Source organism: Dechloromonas denitrificans (assembly GCF_001551835.1).
In the GTDB taxonomy this organism is placed as follows: Bacteria; Pseudomonadota; Gammaproteobacteria; order Burkholderiales; family Rhodocyclaceae; genus Azonexus; species Azonexus denitrificans.
The window spans coordinates 631,073-648,084 of sequence record NZ_LODL01000019.1 but is presented as its reverse complement, the minus strand read 5'-3'; the positions used below and the strand labels follow the sequence as shown (position 1 = coordinate 648,084).

Sequence of the window (17,012 nt, the reverse complement as noted above, 5' to 3'; positions counted from 1 at the left end):
CCATGAAACTGAAAATTGCCCTTTTTGGCCTGTTGACCGTAGCAGTCACCGGTTCGGCCCTGGCCGAAGCGCCCGGCGGCAAGTATGCCAAGGAAGCCGAGCAGATGTTCCGCACCTCGTTCCGGGCGGACAATCCGAAGTACTGGATGAGCCGGCTGGAGCAGGACGAAACGATGAAAACCTGCGGCGAGTATCGCGACAACCCGCCGCGCAAGATCGGCGAGAAGCTCGAAAAGCTGAACAAGGCGACCATCCGCTATCCGGTGGACGGCAAGCTGATCGGCGACTGGAAGGAAGGCGAGAAGCTGGCCGCGGTTGGCACCGGCGGCCACATCGGCTTCATCCAGCCCGACCCGGTCGGTCGGGTGCGCGGCGGCAACTGCTACGCCTGCCACGAACTGGCCAAGAAGGAAGTCGCCTACGGCACGATCGGGCCGAGCCTGAACCACTTCGCCAAGATTCGCGGCAATTCCGACGAAATCATCAAGTACGCCTACGACAAGATCTACAACTCCAACGCCTTCACGGCCTGCACCAACATGCCGCGTTTCGGCCTGCACAGCTGGCTGACGCCGGAGCAGATCACCCACATCGTGGCCTTCCTGATGGACCCGGAATCGCCGGTGAACAAGGACTAGTGCAGGTACCTCGGCCATCCCCGTCATTCCCGCGTAGGCGGGAATCCAGCCGCCGACTGGGTCCCCGCCGCCGCGGGGACGACGGACCAATGACTACTTTTCCAGGAAATTGAAATGAGCATGAATCGCCGGGAGTTCCTGCAGGTCATGGCTGTTGCCGCGGCAGGTGGCATGACGCTGCATAGTGATTTCGCACTGGCCGAAAAGGGCGCGGCCAAACTGTATGACTTGCCCAAGTTCGGCAATGTCAGTCTGTTGCACATCACCGACTGCCATGCCCAGTTGCTGCCCATCTACTTCCGCGAGCCGAACGTCAATCTCGGCTTCGGCGACCAGTTCGGCAAGGTGCCGCACCTGGTCGGCGACCATCTGCTCAAGCACTTCGGCTTCAAGCCGAACAGCATCGAGGCGCACGCCTACACCTACCTGAATTTCGAAAAGGCGGCCGAAACCTACGGCAAGGTCGGCGGCTTCGCCCACCTGGCGACGCTGGTCAAGCGCATGAAGGCCAACCGCCCGGGGGCGCTGCTGCTTGACGGCGGCGACACCTGGCAAGGTTCCGGCACGGCGCTGTGGTCCAACGCCCAGGACATGGTCGATGCCTGCAAGGCGCTTGGCGTCAATGTCATGACCCTGCACTGGGAATCGACCTACGGCGAGGCCCGCGTCAAGGAAATCGAGGAAAAGGATTTCGCCGGCCAGATCGACATCGTCGCCCAGAACGTCAAGACCACCGACTTCGGCGACGCCGTCTTCAAACCCTTCGTGATGAAGAAGATGAACGGCGTGCCGGTCGCCATCGTCGGCCAGGCTTTCCCCTACACGCCGATCGCCAATCCGCGCTGGCAGACGCCGAACTGGAGCTTCGGCATCCAGGAAGACAACATGCAGAAGACCGTGGACGAAGCCCGTGCCGCCGGCGCACAGGTCGTCGTCGTGCTGTCGCACAACGGCATGGACGTCGACCTCAAGATGGCTTCGCGCGTCAAAGGCATCGACGCCATTCTTGGCGGCCACACCCACGACGGCATGCCGGCGCCGGTCGTCGTCAAGAATGCCGGCGGCCAGACGCTGGTCACCAATGCCGGCTCGAACGGCAAATACCTCGGCGTGCTCGATTTCGACGTCAAGAACGGCAAGATCGCCGACTTCCGCTACAAGCTGTTGCCCGTCTTCGCCAACCTGCTGCCGGCCGACAAGGACATGCAGACGCTGATCGACAAGGCACGCGCGCCGTACCTGTCCAAGCTCAACGAAAAGCTGGCGGTCAGCGAGGGCCTGCTCTACCGCCGTGGCAACTTCAACGGCACCTTCGACCAGGTCATCCTCGACGCGCTGATGAAAGTGAAAGATGCGGAAATCGCCTTCTCGCCCGGCTTCCGCTGGGGTACCTCGCTGCTGCCCGGGCAGCCGATCCTGATGGAACACGTGCTCGACCAGACCGCCATCACCTACCCGTGGACGACGGTGACCAACATGAGTGGCGAGATGATCAAGACCGTGCTCGAAGATGTCTGCGACAACCTGTTCAACCCCGACCCGTACTACCAGCAGGGCGGCGACATGGTGCGCGTCGGCGGCCTGCAATGGACCTGTGACCCGACCGCGAAGATGGGTAGCCGCATCCAGAACATGATGCTGCGCGGTCAACCGATCGATCCGGCCAAAAACTACAAGGTGGCGGGCTGGGCGCCGGTGTCGGAAGAAGCGAAAAATGCCGGTGAACCGATCTGGGAAGTCGTTGCCACCTACCTGCGCGACATCAAGACGGTCAAGCCGGTCAATCTCAATCTGCCAACGCTGAAGGGCGCTGCCAACAATCCGGGGATGGCATGATGAAAATGGGAATTTCGCTGCAAAAATGGCTGGCCGTCGGCCTGCTCGCGCTGTCCTCGGCGGCCTTTGCCGCCGATTGGGCGCCGGGCAGCACGGACTGGGACAAGTTGCCCGAGGTCAAGAAGTCCAAGCTCGGCCTTTACCTGACGCCGCAGCAGGCCTACGACATGAAGAAGAAAGATCTGAAAGGCGTCGCCTTCTTCGACGTCCGGACCCGGGCCGAAGCGATGTATGTCGGCTGGCCGAGCGATGCCGATGCCCTGGTGCCTTTCGTCGAGCATCCCGAATTGATGACCGAGTGGGACGACAAGCGCTTCATGTACAAGCTGGAGCCGAACCAGGATTTCGTGCCGGAACTGGAGCGTCGCCTGAAGGACATGGGGCTGGGCAAGGACGCCACCATCATCCTGATCTGCCGCTCCGGCGACCGCAGCTCGAAGGCCCAGGATCGTCTGCAGATGGCAGGCTACAGCAAGGTTTACAGCGTCGCCGAAGGAGTGGAAGGCGATACCGTCAAAGGTGGCCCGAAAGACGGGCAACGGGCGGTCAACGGCTGGAAAAACGCCAATTTGCCGTGGACTTACAAACTGGACAAGAGCCGGATGTATTTCCCGCGCTGAAAGGCAATACCGTTCAGTTAAGCGTCATTCCCGCGAAAGCGGGAATCCAGGAGCTGCGCGTTGACTGGGTTCCCGCCTTCGCGGGAACGACAAATTCAAAAATCAGTCACTGAATCTTGAACCACGGCATGAATTGCGAGTTGAGGCGGTCGAAACGCCCGTCGCGCTTGATCTGGTCGATGGCGGCGTTGAGCCGCTCGACCAGCGGCGCCTCTTTCGGGCTGACCAGCATGTGCAGTGAGCCGCTCATTGTCGGATCAGTCAGGATGGTCGATTCAAGCAGCAGGGGCTGCAGGCTTTTGTCCCGGAGCAGCGCCAGGGCGCCGAGCATCGGCAGCAGGGTGGCATCGGCCTTGCCGGTGGAGAGCAGGGCCGGGATTTCGTTTTGCGTGACGACCGGGATGCTTTTCCAGCCCATTGCCTCGGCGTGGCGGGCCTGCGCCGAACCTTTGATGACGGCCACCGGCTTCGGCGACTTGCCAAGCGCCAAACCCGGCCTGGCCAGCCAGACGCTGCGCGAGTGGAAATAAGTCTTCGAGAACAGCACCCGCTGTTGCCGCTCGGGCGTCGGAATGAAGCCGACCACGGCAAAGGCGCTGTCGTCGGCGGCGACCGAGTCGACGATGTTTTCGATGGGCATCGGCTGCAACTGGCAGCGAATCTGCAGCGTGGCACACAGTTCGTGCGCCACCTCGATGTTGAAGCCGGTCAGCTTGCCGCTTTCGTCGGTATAGGACAGCGGTGGCGAATACCCGATGACGGCCACCCGGTAGCTCCTGTCGTCGGCCTGGCAGACACTGCCGACGACCAGCAGCGCCGCCAGCGCGAACTGGCCGGCGAGTCTGGCAGTCGATTGCAGGCAGGTGAGGGCGCTCATGAACTTGGTTTGCTTCGGCTTGCGGGCGGTTTCGGCACAGGGGGTAGTTTAAGGAATCCTTATTTACTCGTCCCCTTCATTTTTTCCATGGCCTGCTCTTTCTCAGCCCTGGCTTCCATTACCAGGTGGTAGGCGATGTAGTACTTGTAGATGTTGCTGACGTAAGTCACGGTCTCGGCGCCGATCTTCTCGGCTGCGACATATTCGACGTTATGGAACCAGATATTGGGGTCGAGGCCGCGCTTGGCGGCTTCCTTGCGTAACTGCGCAATGCGCCCGGCCCCGGCATTGTAGGAGGCAAAGGCAAAGAGCGCCTTATCCAGTTGGCTCATCGGTTCATTGCCGTAGTACTGGTCGATCATCCAGCGCATGTACTTGATGCCGGCATGGATGTTGGCCTCGGTTTCGACGATGTTGCCGACGCCAAGATCCTTGCCGGTGGCCGGCATGACCTGCATGACGCCGATCGCCCCGACGCGGCTGCGGGCAGCCTGGTTGAGTTGCGATTCCTGATAGCCCTGGGCCGCCATCAACAGCCAGTCGACCTCGTATTGGTCGGAATATTTTCGGAAATAGCCGACCAGATCAAGAAACTTCTGGCGTTCGGTTTCGGCGGCGGCATTCTTCACGTATTTGGCCGATTTCAGATAGCGCGTCAGAATCGTGTTGCCGGCTGCCGTGCCCGCCGCGTTGCGGATGATGAAGTCGTCCACGGCGGCTTTCAGTTGCGGACTGTTCTTGCGGATCGCCCAGGCAATACTGCCGCCGGTGCGCAGCGCGATATCCTCATGGACTTTGATGCCGGGAAAGACCTGTTGCCAGAACAGGGCCTTGTGCCGGTCCACGACGATGAGCGGAATCAGCCCGGCATTCAGCATCTCGATCAGGTCTTCGTCTTCCAGCGTTTCCGGTGCTTCCTTGAGGATCACCGGCGGCTTTTTCTCGTTGGCGAAGCGTTGGTTGAGGGCTTGCAGGCTGCTGAAATAACTGGAGGACTTGCGGACGAAGACCGTCTTTCCGGCCAGGTCGTTCACGCTGGTCAACGCCGGCGAAGCCGGACCCGATAACACCAATTCGCTGACGTTTTGATAGACCGGAGTGGAGAAATCGACCAGTTTCTGGCGCTCCTCGGTAATCGTCAGGTTGGCTGCTGCGATGTCGCCTTTGCCGGCTGCCAGTGCGCGGAGCAACTCGCTTCTGGCGACCGGAATGAGCACCACACGCAGCTTGAGATGCTTTTGCTTGAGTTGTTTGTCCTTGGCCAGTTTTTTGTTCAGATCGGCTTCGAACAGGCGGGCGAAATCGTAGGTCGCCCCGCGCTGCACGCCCTTGTCTACAAAATAGAAGGTCTTGCTATAGACGGTCAGTACCCGAATCACCCGGCGCTTGAGCATTCCGTCCAGATCGTCGGTCTGCGGCCGCAGCAACTCTTCCGTCGTGATACTGAGTTGCTGGCGTGGCGCCTTCTCGGCGGCCGGCTTGGCGTCGGCCGCGCCCTGGGCCGGGCCGGCCAGCAATGAGCCGGCCAAGGCCAGCAGGGCGAGGATGGGCCGCCAGCAGGCCGAAGGAGAATCAGTGGGGCGGCGCGCTGGCCGGCAGTCACTCTTCAACATGATCAGCACTCCTTCGGCTTTTTTGATGAAGAGCCGCGAGGTCTCCTTGGCTAAGCCCTAATCCCCGCCTCCTCAATGGTTTCAGTGTAGTCAAGCCGCTCATGCGGTCAATACGCAAAAGGAGGTGCAGCCTGCCTTGGAAGGGGGCGGACATCAGGCTATGCTTGTCTTATCCCCTCGGAATAGGCAACTGGCCGGGCGGATGGCTTGCCAGCAGTGCGTCGCCAGAAAGAAAGGGATGGACGATCATGAGCAATGACCAAAGCACCCGACCGCCACTGAGCGCCGGCGACAGTGCGTTCCGGGATGCGCAGAATTTCTCCCTGGTCATCGGTGGCCCGCTTTTCCAGCTACTACGCCGGGCGCATCTGTCGGACGACGCGCTGATGATGGTGCGCCAGCGCATTGTCGTCATCTCGCTCTTTGCCTGGCTGCCGCTGCTGCTGCTTGCGGCGCTGGAAGGACATGTCTGGGGCGGCAGCGTCGCCATGCCGTTTCTCTGGGACATCGAGGTGCACGTCCGCTTTCTGCTGGCGATGCCGTTGCTGATCATTGCCGAACTGGTCGTGCACCAGCGCATGCGCCCCATCGTCCAGGCCTTCCTCGAACGCAAACTGATTCCCGAGGCGGCCAAGGAGCAGTTCGATGCGGCGATCCAGGCGGCCTTCCGGCTGCGCAATTCGGTGCTCGCCGAAGTCATCCTGATCAGCCTGGTCTATGGTCTCGGGGTGCTGGTCATCTGGCGCCACTACATCGCCCTCGACGCGGCGAGCTGGTATTCGCTGCCCGCGGCCGGCGAGTCGAAGCTGTCGCTGGCCGGCATCTGGTATGGCTACGTCAGCCTGCCGGTCTTCCAGTTCCTGTTGATTCGCTGGTACTTCCGCCTCTTCATCTGGGCACGTTTCCTGTGGCAGGTCTCACGCATCGAACTGGACTTGCTGCCTGCCCACCCGGACCGGCTCGGCGGTCTCGGTTTTCTGGCCAATACCGTCTACGCCTTTGCCGTGCTTGCCGTCGCCCACGGCGCCCTGGTTGCCGGCCAGCTCGCCAATCGCATTTTCTTCGTCGGCGCGGCCTTGCCCGAATTCAAGGCCGAGATCTTTCTTCTGGTCGTCTTCCTGCTTTGCCTGGTTTTTGGTCCGCTGCTGGTCTTTTCACCGCAATTGGCCCAGGCCCGGCGACGCGGCGGGCGTGAGTTCGGCATGCTGGCCGAGCGCTATGTCCGCGAATTCGACCGCAAATGGCTGCGCGGCGGGGCGCCGGCCGACGAGCCGCTGATCGGCAGCGGCGATATCCAGTCGCTGGCCGATCTTGGCAACAGTTACGAGGTGGTGCGCAGCATGCGTATTGCGCCGGTGACCCGGGACGCCATTGTTCGTCTAGCGGCCGCCGCGCTGGTCCCGATCGCGCCGCTGCTGCTGACCATGATGCCGCTTGAGGAACTCCTCAAGCGTCTGTTCGGCATCCTGTTCTAGACGCGCCAAACAGCGCTTTCAGGGCTGGGCCGGCGATTGTCCATTCAGGGGGCTGGCGGACATTGCCCTGACGTTCTGCCGCGGCGGGCGGTCGAGCAGGTGGTTGGTCAGGCCGGCACCGAGCCACATGCCGATCAGCGAGATCCACGCCGTCAGTGCGAAGACTGCGGCGCGGGAAACGCCGGCGCCGACCGCGCATCCGCCGGCCAGCATGCCGCCGAAGCCCATGCAGATGGCGCCGGCGATGTAGCGGCGCATGCTGTGGCCATCCTTGAAACCTTCCAGCTTCAGTTCGCGGCCCCACAGTGCGGCGAGGAAGGAGCCGAGGACGACGCCGGGAACCAGGCCGCTGTCGAAATCCCACGGCTGGCCGGGCGGCGACAGCACCAGCATCAGCGTGTCGGCCGAGGGGCCGGTAAAGCTCAGGCTCTGCACCGGGACGATTTCGAAGGACTGGCTGCCGAACTGGTAGGTGAGCAGCCAGGCCAGCGCCACCATCAGGCCGACGCCGATCCCACCCAGCCATTCCAGGTGGTGCAGCCGGCTGCGCCGGGCGAAATGGATGGCGGCGGCCAGCCAGAGCAGGCCAAAGACGATGCCGCCGCTGTGACCGAGGTGCAAGGTGGCGAGCAGGTCGCGGGTGCTGCCGCCGGCGATGGTCCACAGCCCGGCCAGCCATTGGCGCAGCGGCGAAAGCAGGCCGTTCAGCGAGGCCTGGGCGGTGACGGCGAAAATCAGGCCGGTGAGCAGGGCGCGCAGATTGCCGTTGGCGGCGAGGACCAGCATGCGCGACGAGCAGCCGCGGGCCAGGATCATGCCGATGCCGAACAGCAGCCCGCCGAGCAGGGCGCCGGAGAGGCTGCCGGTGGCCGAGAGTTGGCGGGCCTGCGAGACATCGAGCCAGCCGAGGCTGATGAAAGTTTGGGTCGAGATCAGCGCGCTTGAAAAGGCGAACAGCCAGATGGCGAGCTTGGCGGTGCCGTGCCGGTTCCAGAATTCAACGACGGCCGAGCGCATGCAAAAACGGGAGCGTTGGGCGAAGATGCCGAAGAGCAGGCCGACCAGCAGGCCAGCCAGCGCGATGCTGGTTTTTTCGCCGAGAAAGTCTGTCAGGCTGTCGAAATCCATGGTTTTTGCCTTGCTGGAGCAGTCGACCGCCGGGCTCGGCCGAAAACGCCAAGTTTAGCACCGGCTCGATCAGCACCGGCTAATGGATGCCGGGGCGGCGGGCAGCAAAAAGCCGCAGACGGGCTGCGGCTTTTCGCGGGCAGGGCTGGAGGGGAATCAGCCTTCGCCCGGCTCCATGTGGGCTTGCAGGTAGTTCGGCAGCGTCACGTTGTCGATCAGGCTGTGCTGGGTTTCCAGCCAGTCGATGGCTTCTTCGCAGTGTTCGAGCAGTTCTTCGAGCAGGTCGCGGCTGACGTAGTCCTGCAGTTCCTCGCACAGCGCGATGGCTTCGATCAGCAGCGGACGCTGGATGGTCTGCTCGTACTTGAGGTCGCCCTGCAGGCATTCGACGACATTCTCGCCGATCAGCAGCTTGCCGAGGTTCTGCAGGTTGGGCAGGCCTTCGAGGAAGAGGATGCGTTCGATGACCTCGTCGGCTTCCTTCATGACGCGGATCGACTGCTTGTACTGGTAGTCGTTGAGCTTTTCCAGACCCCAGTTGCGGAACATGCGGGCATGCAGGAAATACTGGTTGATCGAGGTCAGTTCGTTCTTCAGCACCTTGTTCAGGGCTTCGATGACTTTCTTTTCGCCTTTCATGCCTGCTCCTTAAGCCGGGTTGCCCGAGCCCATCTGGCTCTGCTGGTAATTTTGCAAACCGACCAGTTCGATCAGCTTCAACTGCTTTTCGAGGAAGTAGGCGTGATCCATCTCGGTATCGTCGAGCTGCACGGCCAGCATGTCGCGGGTCACGTAGTCCTGGGCTTTTTCGCAGGCGGCGATGGCTTTCTTCAGCTCGCCATCGACCTTGTATTCGACGGCAAGGTCGGATTTCAGCATCTCCGGCACGGTCTTGCCGATCTTCAGGGCGTCGCGCTTGCTGAGGTCCGGCTTGCCTTCGAGGAACAGGATGCGCTGGATCAGCGCCCGGGCGTGCTGGCGCTCGTGGTCGGATTCGTGAATCGATTTCTCGGCCAGGTGGTTGAGGCCCATGTCGGCGTACATTTCGCCGTGAATCAGGTATTGGTCGACTGCGGTCAGCTCGCCGGCCAGCAGGCCGTTGAGGATGTCGATGATTTTCTTGTCGCCCTTCATGGAGTTCTCCGGAGTTCGTTGGAAACTGGCGGCTGGCTGGCGGCTTACGGCTGGCTGGCCCGAGCGCCCATTCTAGGCGTTGGCAACATCCTTTTCCACCCAGATATGCCTTGCGACCGCATGTTCCAGCGCCAGTTCCACCTCGTCGGCCAGAATGACCGTCATCGGCCGCTGCTGCAAAACCCGCAGCGGGCGGTTTTCGGCCAGGCCGTAGGCGGTCAGTTGTTCGCGCTGGAGCGGGTCGATTTCGTCGCCGAGCGCGGCCAGGCGGACTTCGCTGCCCGGTTGAATGAAGGCGAGCGGCAAGCGGGCTTCGTGTTTGGGTGACATGCTCAGCTCCAGAGGGCGCGCAGCGCGATGTTGAACAAGCCGCCGATGAAGAAGGCGAAGGGCACGATCAGGCCGACCATGAGCAGCGCTGTCTTGGCGCCTTGTTCCTTGACCATCATCATCAGGCTGGCAAAGCAGGGGATGAACAGCGTGATGGTGATCATGCCGACCACGGCCTGGATCGGCGACAGGCTGTGTGCCATCGCGAACAGGCCGGTGGCCCCGAAGTCGCGGCGCAGGAAGCCCATGACGAAGGCGGCCGAGGCTTCCTTGGGCAAGCCGAGCCAGCCGGTGACGAGCGGTTCGCCGGCTTCGATGATGGCGGGCAGGGCGCCGGTCTTGTCGAGCGCGTACATGATGAAGGTGCCGAGCAGGAAGAGCGGGATGACTTCGATCAGGTACCACTTGAGCCGGCCGCCGGTCTTTTTCAGCACATTGCCGAGGATAGGCAGGCGCATCGGCGGCAATTCGGTGACCAGCGGAATGCGCCGGCCGGGGATCAGCCGGGCGGCGAGGAAGCCGGCCAGCAGCAGGACGCCGACCATGGCCAGGGCCCAGATCAGCACGGCCGTGAAGGAGACGCCGCCCAACATGCCGAGGACGACGCCCAACTGGGCCGAGCACGGGATGGCGAGGGCGAGCAGGAAGATGGTGATCAGCCGTTCGCGCGGCGAATGCAGGATACGTGTCGTCAGCGTCGCCATCGTCACGCAGCCGAGGCCGAGCACCATCGGCAGCACGGCGCGGCCGTTGAGGCCGATCAGCGCGAACAGGCGGTTGGCGATCACCGTCAAGCGCGGCAGGTAGCCCGAGTCCTCGAGCACGCCGAAGGCGAAGAAGAAGGTGGTGACGATGGGCAGGATCAGCGCCAGCGCGTAGGTCATGCCCATCGTCCACAGGCCGTACTGGCCGACCAGCAATTCCTGCAACCAGGGGAGGTCGACCGCAGCGGTGACGAAATGCGTGAAGGCCGGGTTCAGGATGCCTTCGAAGAGATCCTCTTCCATCAGGCCGATCAGCGTCGTCGCGCCGAAGACGCCGACGAATTCGTAAACCGCGAACAGCACGCCGAGCAGGATGGGAATGCCCCACAGCGGATGCACGACATACTGGCCGATGCGTTGCGAGAGCAGCGGGCTGCTCTTGACGGCGCGCTGGATGACGCTGGCGGCCAGCGCATCGGCCGCCTCGGTGCGTTCGCGGGCAAGCAGGGTCGGCAGGTCGCCTTCCGCCCGGCTTGCCGCTGCCTGACGGAGTGCTGCCAGTTCGGCAAATTGTTCGCCGGCCGTTTGGTGCAACCAGTCGGCGACTTCCGAATCGCCGCCGAGATAGAGGATGGCCAGGCCGCGCGCCGTCAGGTGCGGGTGGGCGGCATGGTGGCTGATCCAGGCGCTGACCCGGCCGATGTCGTCCTCGATTGCGGCGTCGTAGCGGAGCAGGGCTTGCGGCGCCCGGGCCTGGCCCAGGCTGGCCGTCAGTTCGCCGATGCCTTCGCCGCCGGTGGCGACGGTGGCCAGTACCGGCATGCCGAGTTCTTCGCCGAGGGCGGCAATGTCGACGGTGACGCCGCGCGCTGCCGCTTCGTCGTGCATGTTCAGGGCGAGCACCATCGGCACGCCGAGTTCGGCGAGCAGGGCGGTCAGGGTCAGTGTCCGGCGCAGGTTCTTGGCATCGCCGACCTGGACCAGGCTGCGCGTCGATTCCTTGAGCAGGGCGCGCATCGTCGCCCGTTCGTCGTCGCTGCGCGAGGGCAGGGCAAGGACGCCCGGCGTGTCGAGCAAGGCGACCTGATGGTCGAAGCGGGCGCTGGCCCGGGTCACTTCGACGGTGGTACCGGGGTAGTTGGAAACGTTGACGTAAGCCCCGGTCAGGCGGTGAAAGAGCACCGATTTGCCGACATTGGGGTGGCCGACGAGGAGGATGGCGTTGCTGGCGGAAAGCGTCATTGGTTTGTCGTGATAACGGTTGCCCGTGATTTTCCTACCAAATGAAGAAAACCAGGCTCCAGATCGTCGCCATCAGCCCGAGCGGCGACAGCATGACCAGTCCGGCCAGTGCTTTTTGCCATTTTTGGGCCGTCGACCGGCGGACTAGCTGCAGCACCAGCCACAGGCTACCCAGGCAGCCGGCGGCGAGCAGCCCGATGCGGAACCCGGGCAACCAGCCCAGCCACAGATGCTCGGCCTTGAGGTGGGTGACGGTGAGCATCGACAGACCGAGGATGACGCTGGCCGCAGCGAGCGGCGTCAGGGCGAGGGTGAAACGCTGCCAGCTCAAGGCGCTATTTTTGAGCAGGCGGCTGGCCAGGGCCGGGCCGACCAGCAGCAGGCTGCCGAGCAGGAAGCCGCCGCCGAGCAGGTAGGCGAGGATCAGGGCGCCGTCGAGCCAGGTGAACAGATCGTTGGCTTCCGGGTAATGGGTCAGCAGCCACCAGGGCACATCGTTGTCGAGCAGCGCGAAATGGTCATGCTCGACCAGCCATTCGGCCAGCGCCAGCTTGGCGTGCAGGAACCACGGGCTGAGCGTCCACTGGAAGGCGGCGGTGGCGACGCCGAGTACGCCATAAACCAGGGTCAGCGCATCCGGCGTCTTGGCCGGGTTGTTGAAATCGAGGATTTCGCTGAACGGCGAGCGGGCGGCATAGGTGACGGCGTCGCGCTGGCCGGCGCAACGGCCGCAGCTATGGCATTCGGAAGCACTGGTCATGCGCCGGACGTCGAGCAGCGGGGCGCAATTGACCGGCTCGAAATCACCCTGATGGCGGTCCCAGGCGGCGCGGTCGACTTTGTAGTGGAGTGGGGCAATCTTGGCCAGCACGGCGAAGACGCCGGAGGCCGGGCACAGGTAGCGGCACCAGATGCGCTTCTCGCGGCCGTAGAGCAGGCCGATGACGATGGCGGCGATGGTCGAGCCGCCAAGGACCAGCAGCGCGGCCTGCGGATATTCGTAAACGCTGACCAGCTGGCCGTAGACCGTGGTGCAGATGAAGGCGACGAAAGGCCAGCCCGACCATTTGAGCCAGCCGGGCAACGCCTTGCCGCGGCCGTACTGGCTGACCCATTCAGAAATCGCGCCTTCCGGGCAGAACAGGCCGCACCAGACGCGGCCCATGGTCACCGTGGCGATCATCACCCCCGGCCACCACAGGCCCCAGAAGCAGAACTGGGCGAACAGCCGCAGGTTGTCCCAGATATGGGCGCTTTCCGGCGGCAAAGGCAAAAACGCCGGGATGATGACCATCGCGGCGTAGAGGACAACGATCAGCCACTGGAGGGCGATGATAGGGCGGCGGTTTTTCCTCAGGAAAAGGCCGACTTTTGCCAGTCGAGTACGGGGCGCGAGCTTACTTGGGTGGAACTGGATGACTTGTTCAGCCACGGCCGGTTCTCCGCCAGGCGAAGAGCACGACGCCCCAGTAGGCGGCCCAGGCGAGCAGGCTGCTCAGGGCGGGGCGGGCGCGGTAGCCGGAAAAGTCGGCGATCAGTTTGCCGGCCTTGGTGGTGTCGTCGATCAGCAGCGAACTGTCCCAGACCGGATCGAGCAGCGGCGGCAGCCAGCCGGCGCCTATCAGGCGGTCGATGGCGGCGATCAGCAGGGCCGAGGCGAGGATCAGCAGCAGGATCGAGGACAGTCGCAGGAGCAGGCCGATATTCAATTTGGCCAGGCTCCGGGCGGCCAGCCAGGCGGTGAAGCCGGCGGCGGCGAAGCCGGTGACGCTGCCGAAGGCCAGCGCCGACATTTCGCCGCCCTGGGCCAGGCCGTAGAGGAAGATCACCGTTTCCGCCCCTTCGCGGGCGACGGCCAGCGCCGCGACGATGGCGACGCCGAGGAAGCCGGAGCGTTCGCGGGCCGAGGCGAGGTCGGCATGCAACCGGGCCTTCATCTGCCGGCCATGCTTGCGCATCCAGAGCACCATCTGGGTAATCAGGCCGGCGGCGACGAAGAGCGTCGCCGTCTGGAAGATTTCCAGCGCCTCGCCGGTCAGTTCATCCTGCACCGAGAGCAGCGCCCAGCCGAGCAGCAGGGCGAGGCCGGCACCGGCGGCCAGGCCGGCAAAGAGGGCGCGCTTGCCCTTGCCGCTGCTGTCGTTGGCCTGCAGCCAGGCGTAGAGGATGCCGGCGATCAGGAAGGCTTCGAGGCTTTCCCGCCAGACTACGAAAAAGGCGTTACCCATGCTGTGCTCCGTTGCGGCTTGTTTTTATTTGGCGACGATCTTGCCCTGGCCCGTTTCCGGGTGGAAATCGTCAAAGAACTTGTAAGTGCCGGGTTTCATCGGAAAGAAGACCAGGTTGCGGGTGACGCCCGGCGCCAGCACCAGTTCCTTCTTCAATTCCAGGCTCTCGAATTCCGTGGCCCCCGGCCCCTCGTTCTTCACCTCCAGCCGGAAGCGGGTGTTGGCCGGTACTTCCAGCGTTTCTGGGAAAAGACGGCCGTCCTTCATCAACAGCTTGATGGTCGGCATGTCGTCGGCAATTGCTGCGGTCGACGCCAGAAAAAGGCCAAAAACCACGGAATGGAGAGCGTGTTTCATATGATTCCTCAGTAAGCGATATTGGCGCGCACGGCGAAGACCTTGACCGACTTGGCATCCGCATTGCCACCGCCGTTGGTGACGTACTGGAAGTCCGGCGACAGCTCGAACTGCGACGAGACGCGGTAGCGGTAATAGACTTCCGCGACCTGCTCGGCACCCTGCGGCGTGAAGCTGTAGGCCAGCAGCGACTGGTTGTCGTCGAGCCAGGCGCTGGCCGTGCTCGTCCGGTAGCCCTTGCCCGACTGCAGCCAGGCGCCGGCGATACCGAGGGCGTCGGCACCGCGACTCCAGTAGCTGCCGGAGAACTCGGCACCGGCGGTAACCGCCTGGTTGAACGGCAGTTCGCCCTTGACCAGCTTGCCGTAACGGGCGAACAGCCGGATCCCGTCGCCGACCCGCTGGTCGATCGAAGCGCCGATCCCGGTATGCTTGTTCAGCGTCCCGTCGTAATCGACGCCCTGGCTGCGGTTCCAGCCATACAGGCGATAGTTGCCGAGCAGGCCGTCGAAGCGCAGCTGTTTCTCGGCCTGCACCATCAACAGCGGCGAGCTCAGGCTGCGCTGGTAGTTGGCCCCCTTGTCGCCGGTGCCGAAGACGCCGACCGACAGGCGCCACGGCTGCGGCTTGTCGAAGTAGTTCAGGTAGGAGGCGACAAAGCCGGGCTGGAAGCCGTTGGCATCGACGCCGACTTCGCCGGCCGCATCGAGCAGCGGGTTATGGACGAAGACCGAGTTCAGGAACTGCTTCGATTCGTCGCCGGCCGCCGCGTTCTGGTCGAAGAAGCCGAAGATGTCCATCTTGCCGAAGGTCAGCTCCAGGGTTTCCCGCGAGTAGGGCTTGAAGCCGAGGAAGGGCAGCGGAATGGCAGCCTGGTACCAGGCCTGGCCGAGGATGGTGACCGAGTCGTCCGGGCTGGCGCCGGAGGCGCGGAAGGCCAGCGCATTGGGGGCGCTGGCGAAGTGGCCGAGATTGGAGAAAGCGGCATTGAGGCCGAGACCCTGGCCCATGCGCAGGTGGGCGAACAGCTTGTGGTCGATGTCGCCAACCGGAGCGAGCGGCAGTTCGACCGAGACATCGGCCCGGTAGTTGAGCTGGCTGCTGCCGTTGTCGATATCCTTGGGCAGGCCCCAGGCATGCTGGCCGACGGTGGCCAGCGAAGCGCCGACCTTGATGCCTTCCAGGCCTTCGGCGATCTTCGAGGCCTTCTTCATTTCCAGCGCGTCTTTTTCGACCGCCTTCAGGCGTACCGTCAGTTCCGGCTCGTATTGCGACAGGCGCGGGCTGTCGAGGCCTTGGGCGACGCGTTCGTTTTCACCCTTCAGCGCCTTTACTTCCTTTTCCAGGTCGGCGTTGCGGGCTTCCAGTTTTTCCAGGCGGGCAGCCAGTTTTTCAAGCAATGCGCTCTCGGTCGGGGCGGCCAGGGCAGGCAGGGCCAGCCCCGCCGCGACCAGCGCAGCGGTCAGTTTGGCGAGGCGCATGATCAGTAGCCGCCTTTTTTGCCGATCCCGACGTAGGTGAATTCGTACTCGACTTCAAACGGCTTGAACCACGGACGAACGCCGGTGGCGCGGTCGGTGTGGCGGCCGAAATGGGCGTGCTTGTTTTCCGACGGCGGCAGCACGGTGTACTTCACCTTGTACTTGCCGGGGCCGGCCAGCTTGATGTTGTCGCCGTAGTGCGGGCCGTCGTTGGCGACCATCGGCATGAAATCGCCGGCGACCTTGTAGTCGCCGCCGATCTTGGAAACTTCGAACTTGACCAGCAGGTAGGGAATCCAGGCGCCTTCCTCGAAGCCGTTCGGGTTGTTGGCCAGGGCGTGGATGTCGGCTTCGATGTGGATGTCGGATTCCGACGCCTTGCGCATGTGGCCTTCCGGCTCCATTTCGACCGGTTGCAGATAGACGGCGGCTACTTCCATGCCGGCGCGGTGCTGCGGCACGCCGATCGGGTATTCGAGGGCCTGGGCCGAGCTGGCGAAGGCGGCGGCCAGTACGAGTGCGCTGATGATTTTTTTGGTGGACAGCATTGTTGACTCCCTGAAAGTCTCTGGCTGGCCGACCAAAAAAAGCCGCCCCTCATCGGGGCTGGCTAATTGGCTGGCGCTGGCTTGAGGATGGTTGGTGAAGCAAAAACGACGGGGTGACGGGTAACTATTCGTTGCCCGGCTGCGTGACGAAGCCGATCTTGGTCAGCCCGGCCCGGCGGGCGGCGCTCATCGTCTCGGCAACGGTCTCGTAACGGGTGGCACGGTCGGCCTTGAGATGCATTTCGACGTTGGCATCCTGGGCGACGGCCTCACGGAACTTCTGTTCGAGAGCGCTGCGGTCGACCGTCTCGGAACCGACAAAAACGGCGTTCTCGGCGTTGATCGCCACCTGCAGCGTCATCGGCTTTTCCGGCGTCGGCGTGCTGGCGGCGCGCGGCAGATCGACCTTGACCGAATGCGTCATCAGCGGTGCGGTGATAATGAAGATGATCAGCAGCACCAGCATTACGTCGACCAGCGGCGTCATGTTGATTTCCGCCGTCGGCATCTGGTGGCTTTGCGAATTGAAACTGCCCATCGCCATTTAGGCCACCTCCGCCGCAGCACGGGCGCGCATCGGGTGAATCTGGGCGCTGTTGGCGGCAAACGGCTTGCCGACCGTGAAGAAGGCGTGCAGGTCGTGAGCGAAACCGTCGAGATCGGCCAGGATGACGCGGTTGGCGCGGGTGAAGGCGTTGTAGGCAAAGACGGCGGGCAGGGCGACGGCGAGGCCGGCGGCGGTCATGATCAGCGCTTCGCCGACCGGGCCGGCGACCTTTTCCAGGGCGGCCTGGCCGGAGA

General features: G+C 63.4%; 18 protein-coding genes. 4 read left to right on the top strand and 14 right to left on the bottom strand.

Features of this window, described 5'->3' with window-relative positions; genetic code table 11:
* Nucleotides 1-2 precede the first annotated feature (2 nt).
* From soxX to AT959_RS10920, 3 genes are all read left to right on the top strand, one after another.
* Nucleotides 3-638 carry a sulfur oxidation c-type cytochrome SoxX gene (gene soxX / locus AT959_RS10930; protein WP_066883070.1) on the top strand — a complete coding sequence of 212 codons (636 nt, stop codon included), beginning with the start codon at nucleotides 3-5 and terminating at the stop codon, nucleotides 636-638.
* Nucleotides 639-752: 114 nt separating this feature from the next.
* Nucleotides 753-2,474 carry a thiosulfohydrolase SoxB gene (soxB, locus tag AT959_RS10925; RefSeq protein ID WP_066882993.1) on the top strand — a complete coding sequence of 574 codons (1,722 nt, stop codon included), beginning with the start codon at nucleotides 753-755 and terminating at the stop codon, nucleotides 2,472-2,474.
* Entirely contained in the window at nucleotides 2,471-3,094 is a 624-nt protein-coding gene (locus AT959_RS10920; protein WP_066882992.1) for a rhodanese-like domain-containing protein, read from the top strand. The genes soxB and AT959_RS10920 overlap by 4 nt, the downstream gene beginning before the upstream one ends.
* A gap of 106 nt (nucleotides 3,095-3,200) precedes the next feature.
* Here AT959_RS10920 and AT959_RS10915 read toward each other — a convergent pair whose 3' ends face one another.
* Nucleotides 3,201-3,971, bottom strand: a complete 771-nt coding sequence (locus tag AT959_RS10915; protein ID WP_066882991.1) for a substrate-binding periplasmic protein — start codon at nucleotides 3,969-3,971, stop codon at nucleotides 3,201-3,203.
* A 59-nt stretch (nucleotides 3,972-4,030) separates the two neighbouring features.
* Nucleotides 4,031-5,584 carry an MltF family protein gene (locus AT959_RS10910; RefSeq protein WP_083518353.1) on the bottom strand — a complete coding sequence of 518 codons (1,554 nt, stop codon included), beginning with the start codon at nucleotides 5,582-5,584 and terminating at the stop codon, nucleotides 4,031-4,033.
* Between the two features lie 248 nt (nucleotides 5,585-5,832).
* On the opposite strand from AT959_RS10910, the gene AT959_RS10905 reads away from it, so the two are divergent.
* Nucleotides 5,833-7,059 (top strand): hypothetical protein, encoded by a 1,227-nt coding sequence (locus tag AT959_RS10905; RefSeq protein ID WP_066882990.1) that lies wholly within the window; start codon nucleotides 5,833-5,835, stop codon nucleotides 7,057-7,059.
* An 18-nt stretch (nucleotides 7,060-7,077) separates the two neighbouring features.
* On the opposite strand, the gene AT959_RS10900 is transcribed toward AT959_RS10905, so the two are convergent.
* From AT959_RS10900 to AT959_RS10845, 12 genes are all read right to left on the bottom strand, one after another.
* Nucleotides 7,078-8,187, bottom strand: a complete 1,110-nt coding sequence (locus AT959_RS10900; RefSeq protein WP_066882989.1) for a YeeE/YedE family protein — start codon at nucleotides 8,185-8,187, stop codon at nucleotides 7,078-7,080.
* Between the two features lie 156 nt (nucleotides 8,188-8,343).
* Nucleotides 8,344-8,826, bottom strand: a complete 483-nt coding sequence (bfr, locus tag AT959_RS10895) for a bacterioferritin (protein ID WP_066882988.1) — start codon at nucleotides 8,824-8,826, stop codon at nucleotides 8,344-8,346.
* 9 nt (nucleotides 8,827-8,835) lie between these two features.
* A complete protein-coding gene (gene bfr, locus AT959_RS10890) occupies nucleotides 8,836-9,321 on the bottom strand; it encodes a bacterioferritin (protein ID WP_066882987.1) in 486 nt (161 codons plus the stop codon).
* A gap of 72 nt (nucleotides 9,322-9,393) precedes the next feature.
* On the bottom strand, nucleotides 9,394-9,651 hold the full coding sequence (locus AT959_RS10885) for a ferrous iron transport protein A (protein ID WP_083518336.1): 258 nt from the start codon (nucleotides 9,649-9,651) through the stop codon (nucleotides 9,394-9,396).
* A gap of 2 nt (nucleotides 9,652-9,653) precedes the next feature.
* Nucleotides 9,654-11,597 carry a ferrous iron transport protein B gene (feoB, locus tag AT959_RS10880; RefSeq protein WP_066882986.1) on the bottom strand — a complete coding sequence of 648 codons (1,944 nt, stop codon included), beginning with the start codon at nucleotides 11,595-11,597 and terminating at the stop codon, nucleotides 9,654-9,656.
* A gap of 34 nt (nucleotides 11,598-11,631) precedes the next feature.
* On the bottom strand, nucleotides 11,632-13,029 hold the full coding sequence (locus AT959_RS10875; RefSeq protein ID WP_066882985.1) for a 4Fe-4S binding protein: 1,398 nt from the start codon (nucleotides 13,027-13,029) through the stop codon (nucleotides 11,632-11,634).
* Nucleotides 13,022-13,825, bottom strand: coding sequence for an FTR1 family iron permease (locus AT959_RS10870; protein ID WP_066882984.1), 804 nt, complete (start codon nucleotides 13,823-13,825; stop codon nucleotides 13,022-13,024). Before AT959_RS10870 ends, AT959_RS10875 begins: the two co-directional genes overlap by 8 nt.
* A 24-nt stretch (nucleotides 13,826-13,849) precedes the next feature.
* Nucleotides 13,850-14,182 (bottom strand): cupredoxin domain-containing protein, encoded by a 333-nt coding sequence (locus tag AT959_RS10865; RefSeq protein ID WP_066882983.1) that lies wholly within the window; start codon nucleotides 14,180-14,182, stop codon nucleotides 13,850-13,852.
* Nucleotides 14,183-14,190: 8 nt separating this feature from the next.
* Entirely contained in the window at nucleotides 14,191-15,663 is a 1,473-nt protein-coding gene (locus tag AT959_RS10860) for a carbohydrate porin (protein WP_066882982.1), read from the bottom strand.
* A 2-nt stretch (nucleotides 15,664-15,665) separates the two neighbouring features.
* The gene (locus AT959_RS10855) at nucleotides 15,666-16,211 is read right to left on the bottom strand and encodes an iron transporter (protein ID WP_066882981.1); all 546 of its coding nucleotides are present in this window, start codon (nucleotides 16,209-16,211) and stop codon (nucleotides 15,666-15,668) included.
* Nucleotides 16,212-16,335: 124 nt separating this feature from the next.
* Nucleotides 16,336-16,755: an ExbD/TolR family protein gene (locus AT959_RS10850; RefSeq protein WP_066882980.1), complete on the bottom strand. Its 420-nt coding sequence runs from the start codon at nucleotides 16,753-16,755 to the stop codon at nucleotides 16,336-16,338.
* On the bottom strand, nucleotides 16,756-17,012 hold a 257-nt coding region (locus AT959_RS10845; protein WP_205629885.1), incomplete at its 5' end, for a MotA/TolQ/ExbB proton channel family protein. It lies immediately after the preceding gene.

Coding starts and splice junctions, on each gene's coding strand:
- AT959_RS10855 (WP_066882981.1), bottom strand. CDS start 16,211: ATGCTGTCCACCAAAAAAATCATCAGCGCACTCGTACTGGCCGCCGCC.
- soxB (WP_066882993.1), top strand. CDS start 753: ATGAGCATGAATCGCCGGGAGTTCCTGCAGGTCATGGCTGTTGCCGCG.
- AT959_RS10910 (WP_083518353.1), bottom strand. CDS start 5,584: ATGTTGAAGAGTGACTGCCGGCCAGCGCGCCGCCCCACTGATTCTCCT.
- AT959_RS10900 (WP_066882989.1), bottom strand. CDS start 8,187: ATGGATTTCGACAGCCTGACAGACTTTCTCGGCGAAAAAACCAGCATC.
- AT959_RS10905 (WP_066882990.1), top strand. CDS start 5,833: ATGAGCAATGACCAAAGCACCCGACCGCCACTGAGCGCCGGCGACAGT.
- AT959_RS10850 (WP_066882980.1), bottom strand. CDS start 16,755: ATGGCGATGGGCAGTTTCAATTCGCAAAGCCACCAGATGCCGACGGCG.
- AT959_RS10860 (WP_066882982.1), bottom strand. CDS start 15,663: ATGCGCCTCGCCAAACTGACCGCTGCGCTGGTCGCGGCGGGGCTGGCC.
- AT959_RS10885 (WP_083518336.1), bottom strand. CDS start 9,651: ATGTCACCCAAACACGAAGCCCGCTTGCCGCTCGCCTTCATTCAACCG.
- AT959_RS10870 (WP_066882984.1), bottom strand. CDS start 13,825: ATGGGTAACGCCTTTTTCGTAGTCTGGCGGGAAAGCCTCGAAGCCTTC.
- feoB (WP_066882986.1), bottom strand. CDS start 11,597: ATGACGCTTTCCGCCAGCAACGCCATCCTCCTCGTCGGCCACCCCAAT.
- bfr (WP_066882988.1), bottom strand. CDS start 8,826: ATGAAAGGCGAAAAGAAAGTCATCGAAGCCCTGAACAAGGTGCTGAAG.
- AT959_RS10920 (WP_066882992.1), top strand. CDS start 2,471: ATGATGAAAATGGGAATTTCGCTGCAAAAATGGCTGGCCGTCGGCCTG.
- soxX (WP_066883070.1), top strand. CDS start 3: ATGAAACTGAAAATTGCCCTTTTTGGCCTGTTGACCGTAGCAGTCACC.
- AT959_RS10915 (WP_066882991.1), bottom strand. CDS start 3,971: ATGAGCGCCCTCACCTGCCTGCAATCGACTGCCAGACTCGCCGGCCAG.
- bfr (WP_066882987.1), bottom strand. CDS start 9,321: ATGAAGGGCGACAAGAAAATCATCGACATCCTCAACGGCCTGCTGGCC.
- AT959_RS10865 (WP_066882983.1), bottom strand. CDS start 14,182: ATGAAACACGCTCTCCATTCCGTGGTTTTTGGCCTTTTTCTGGCGTCG.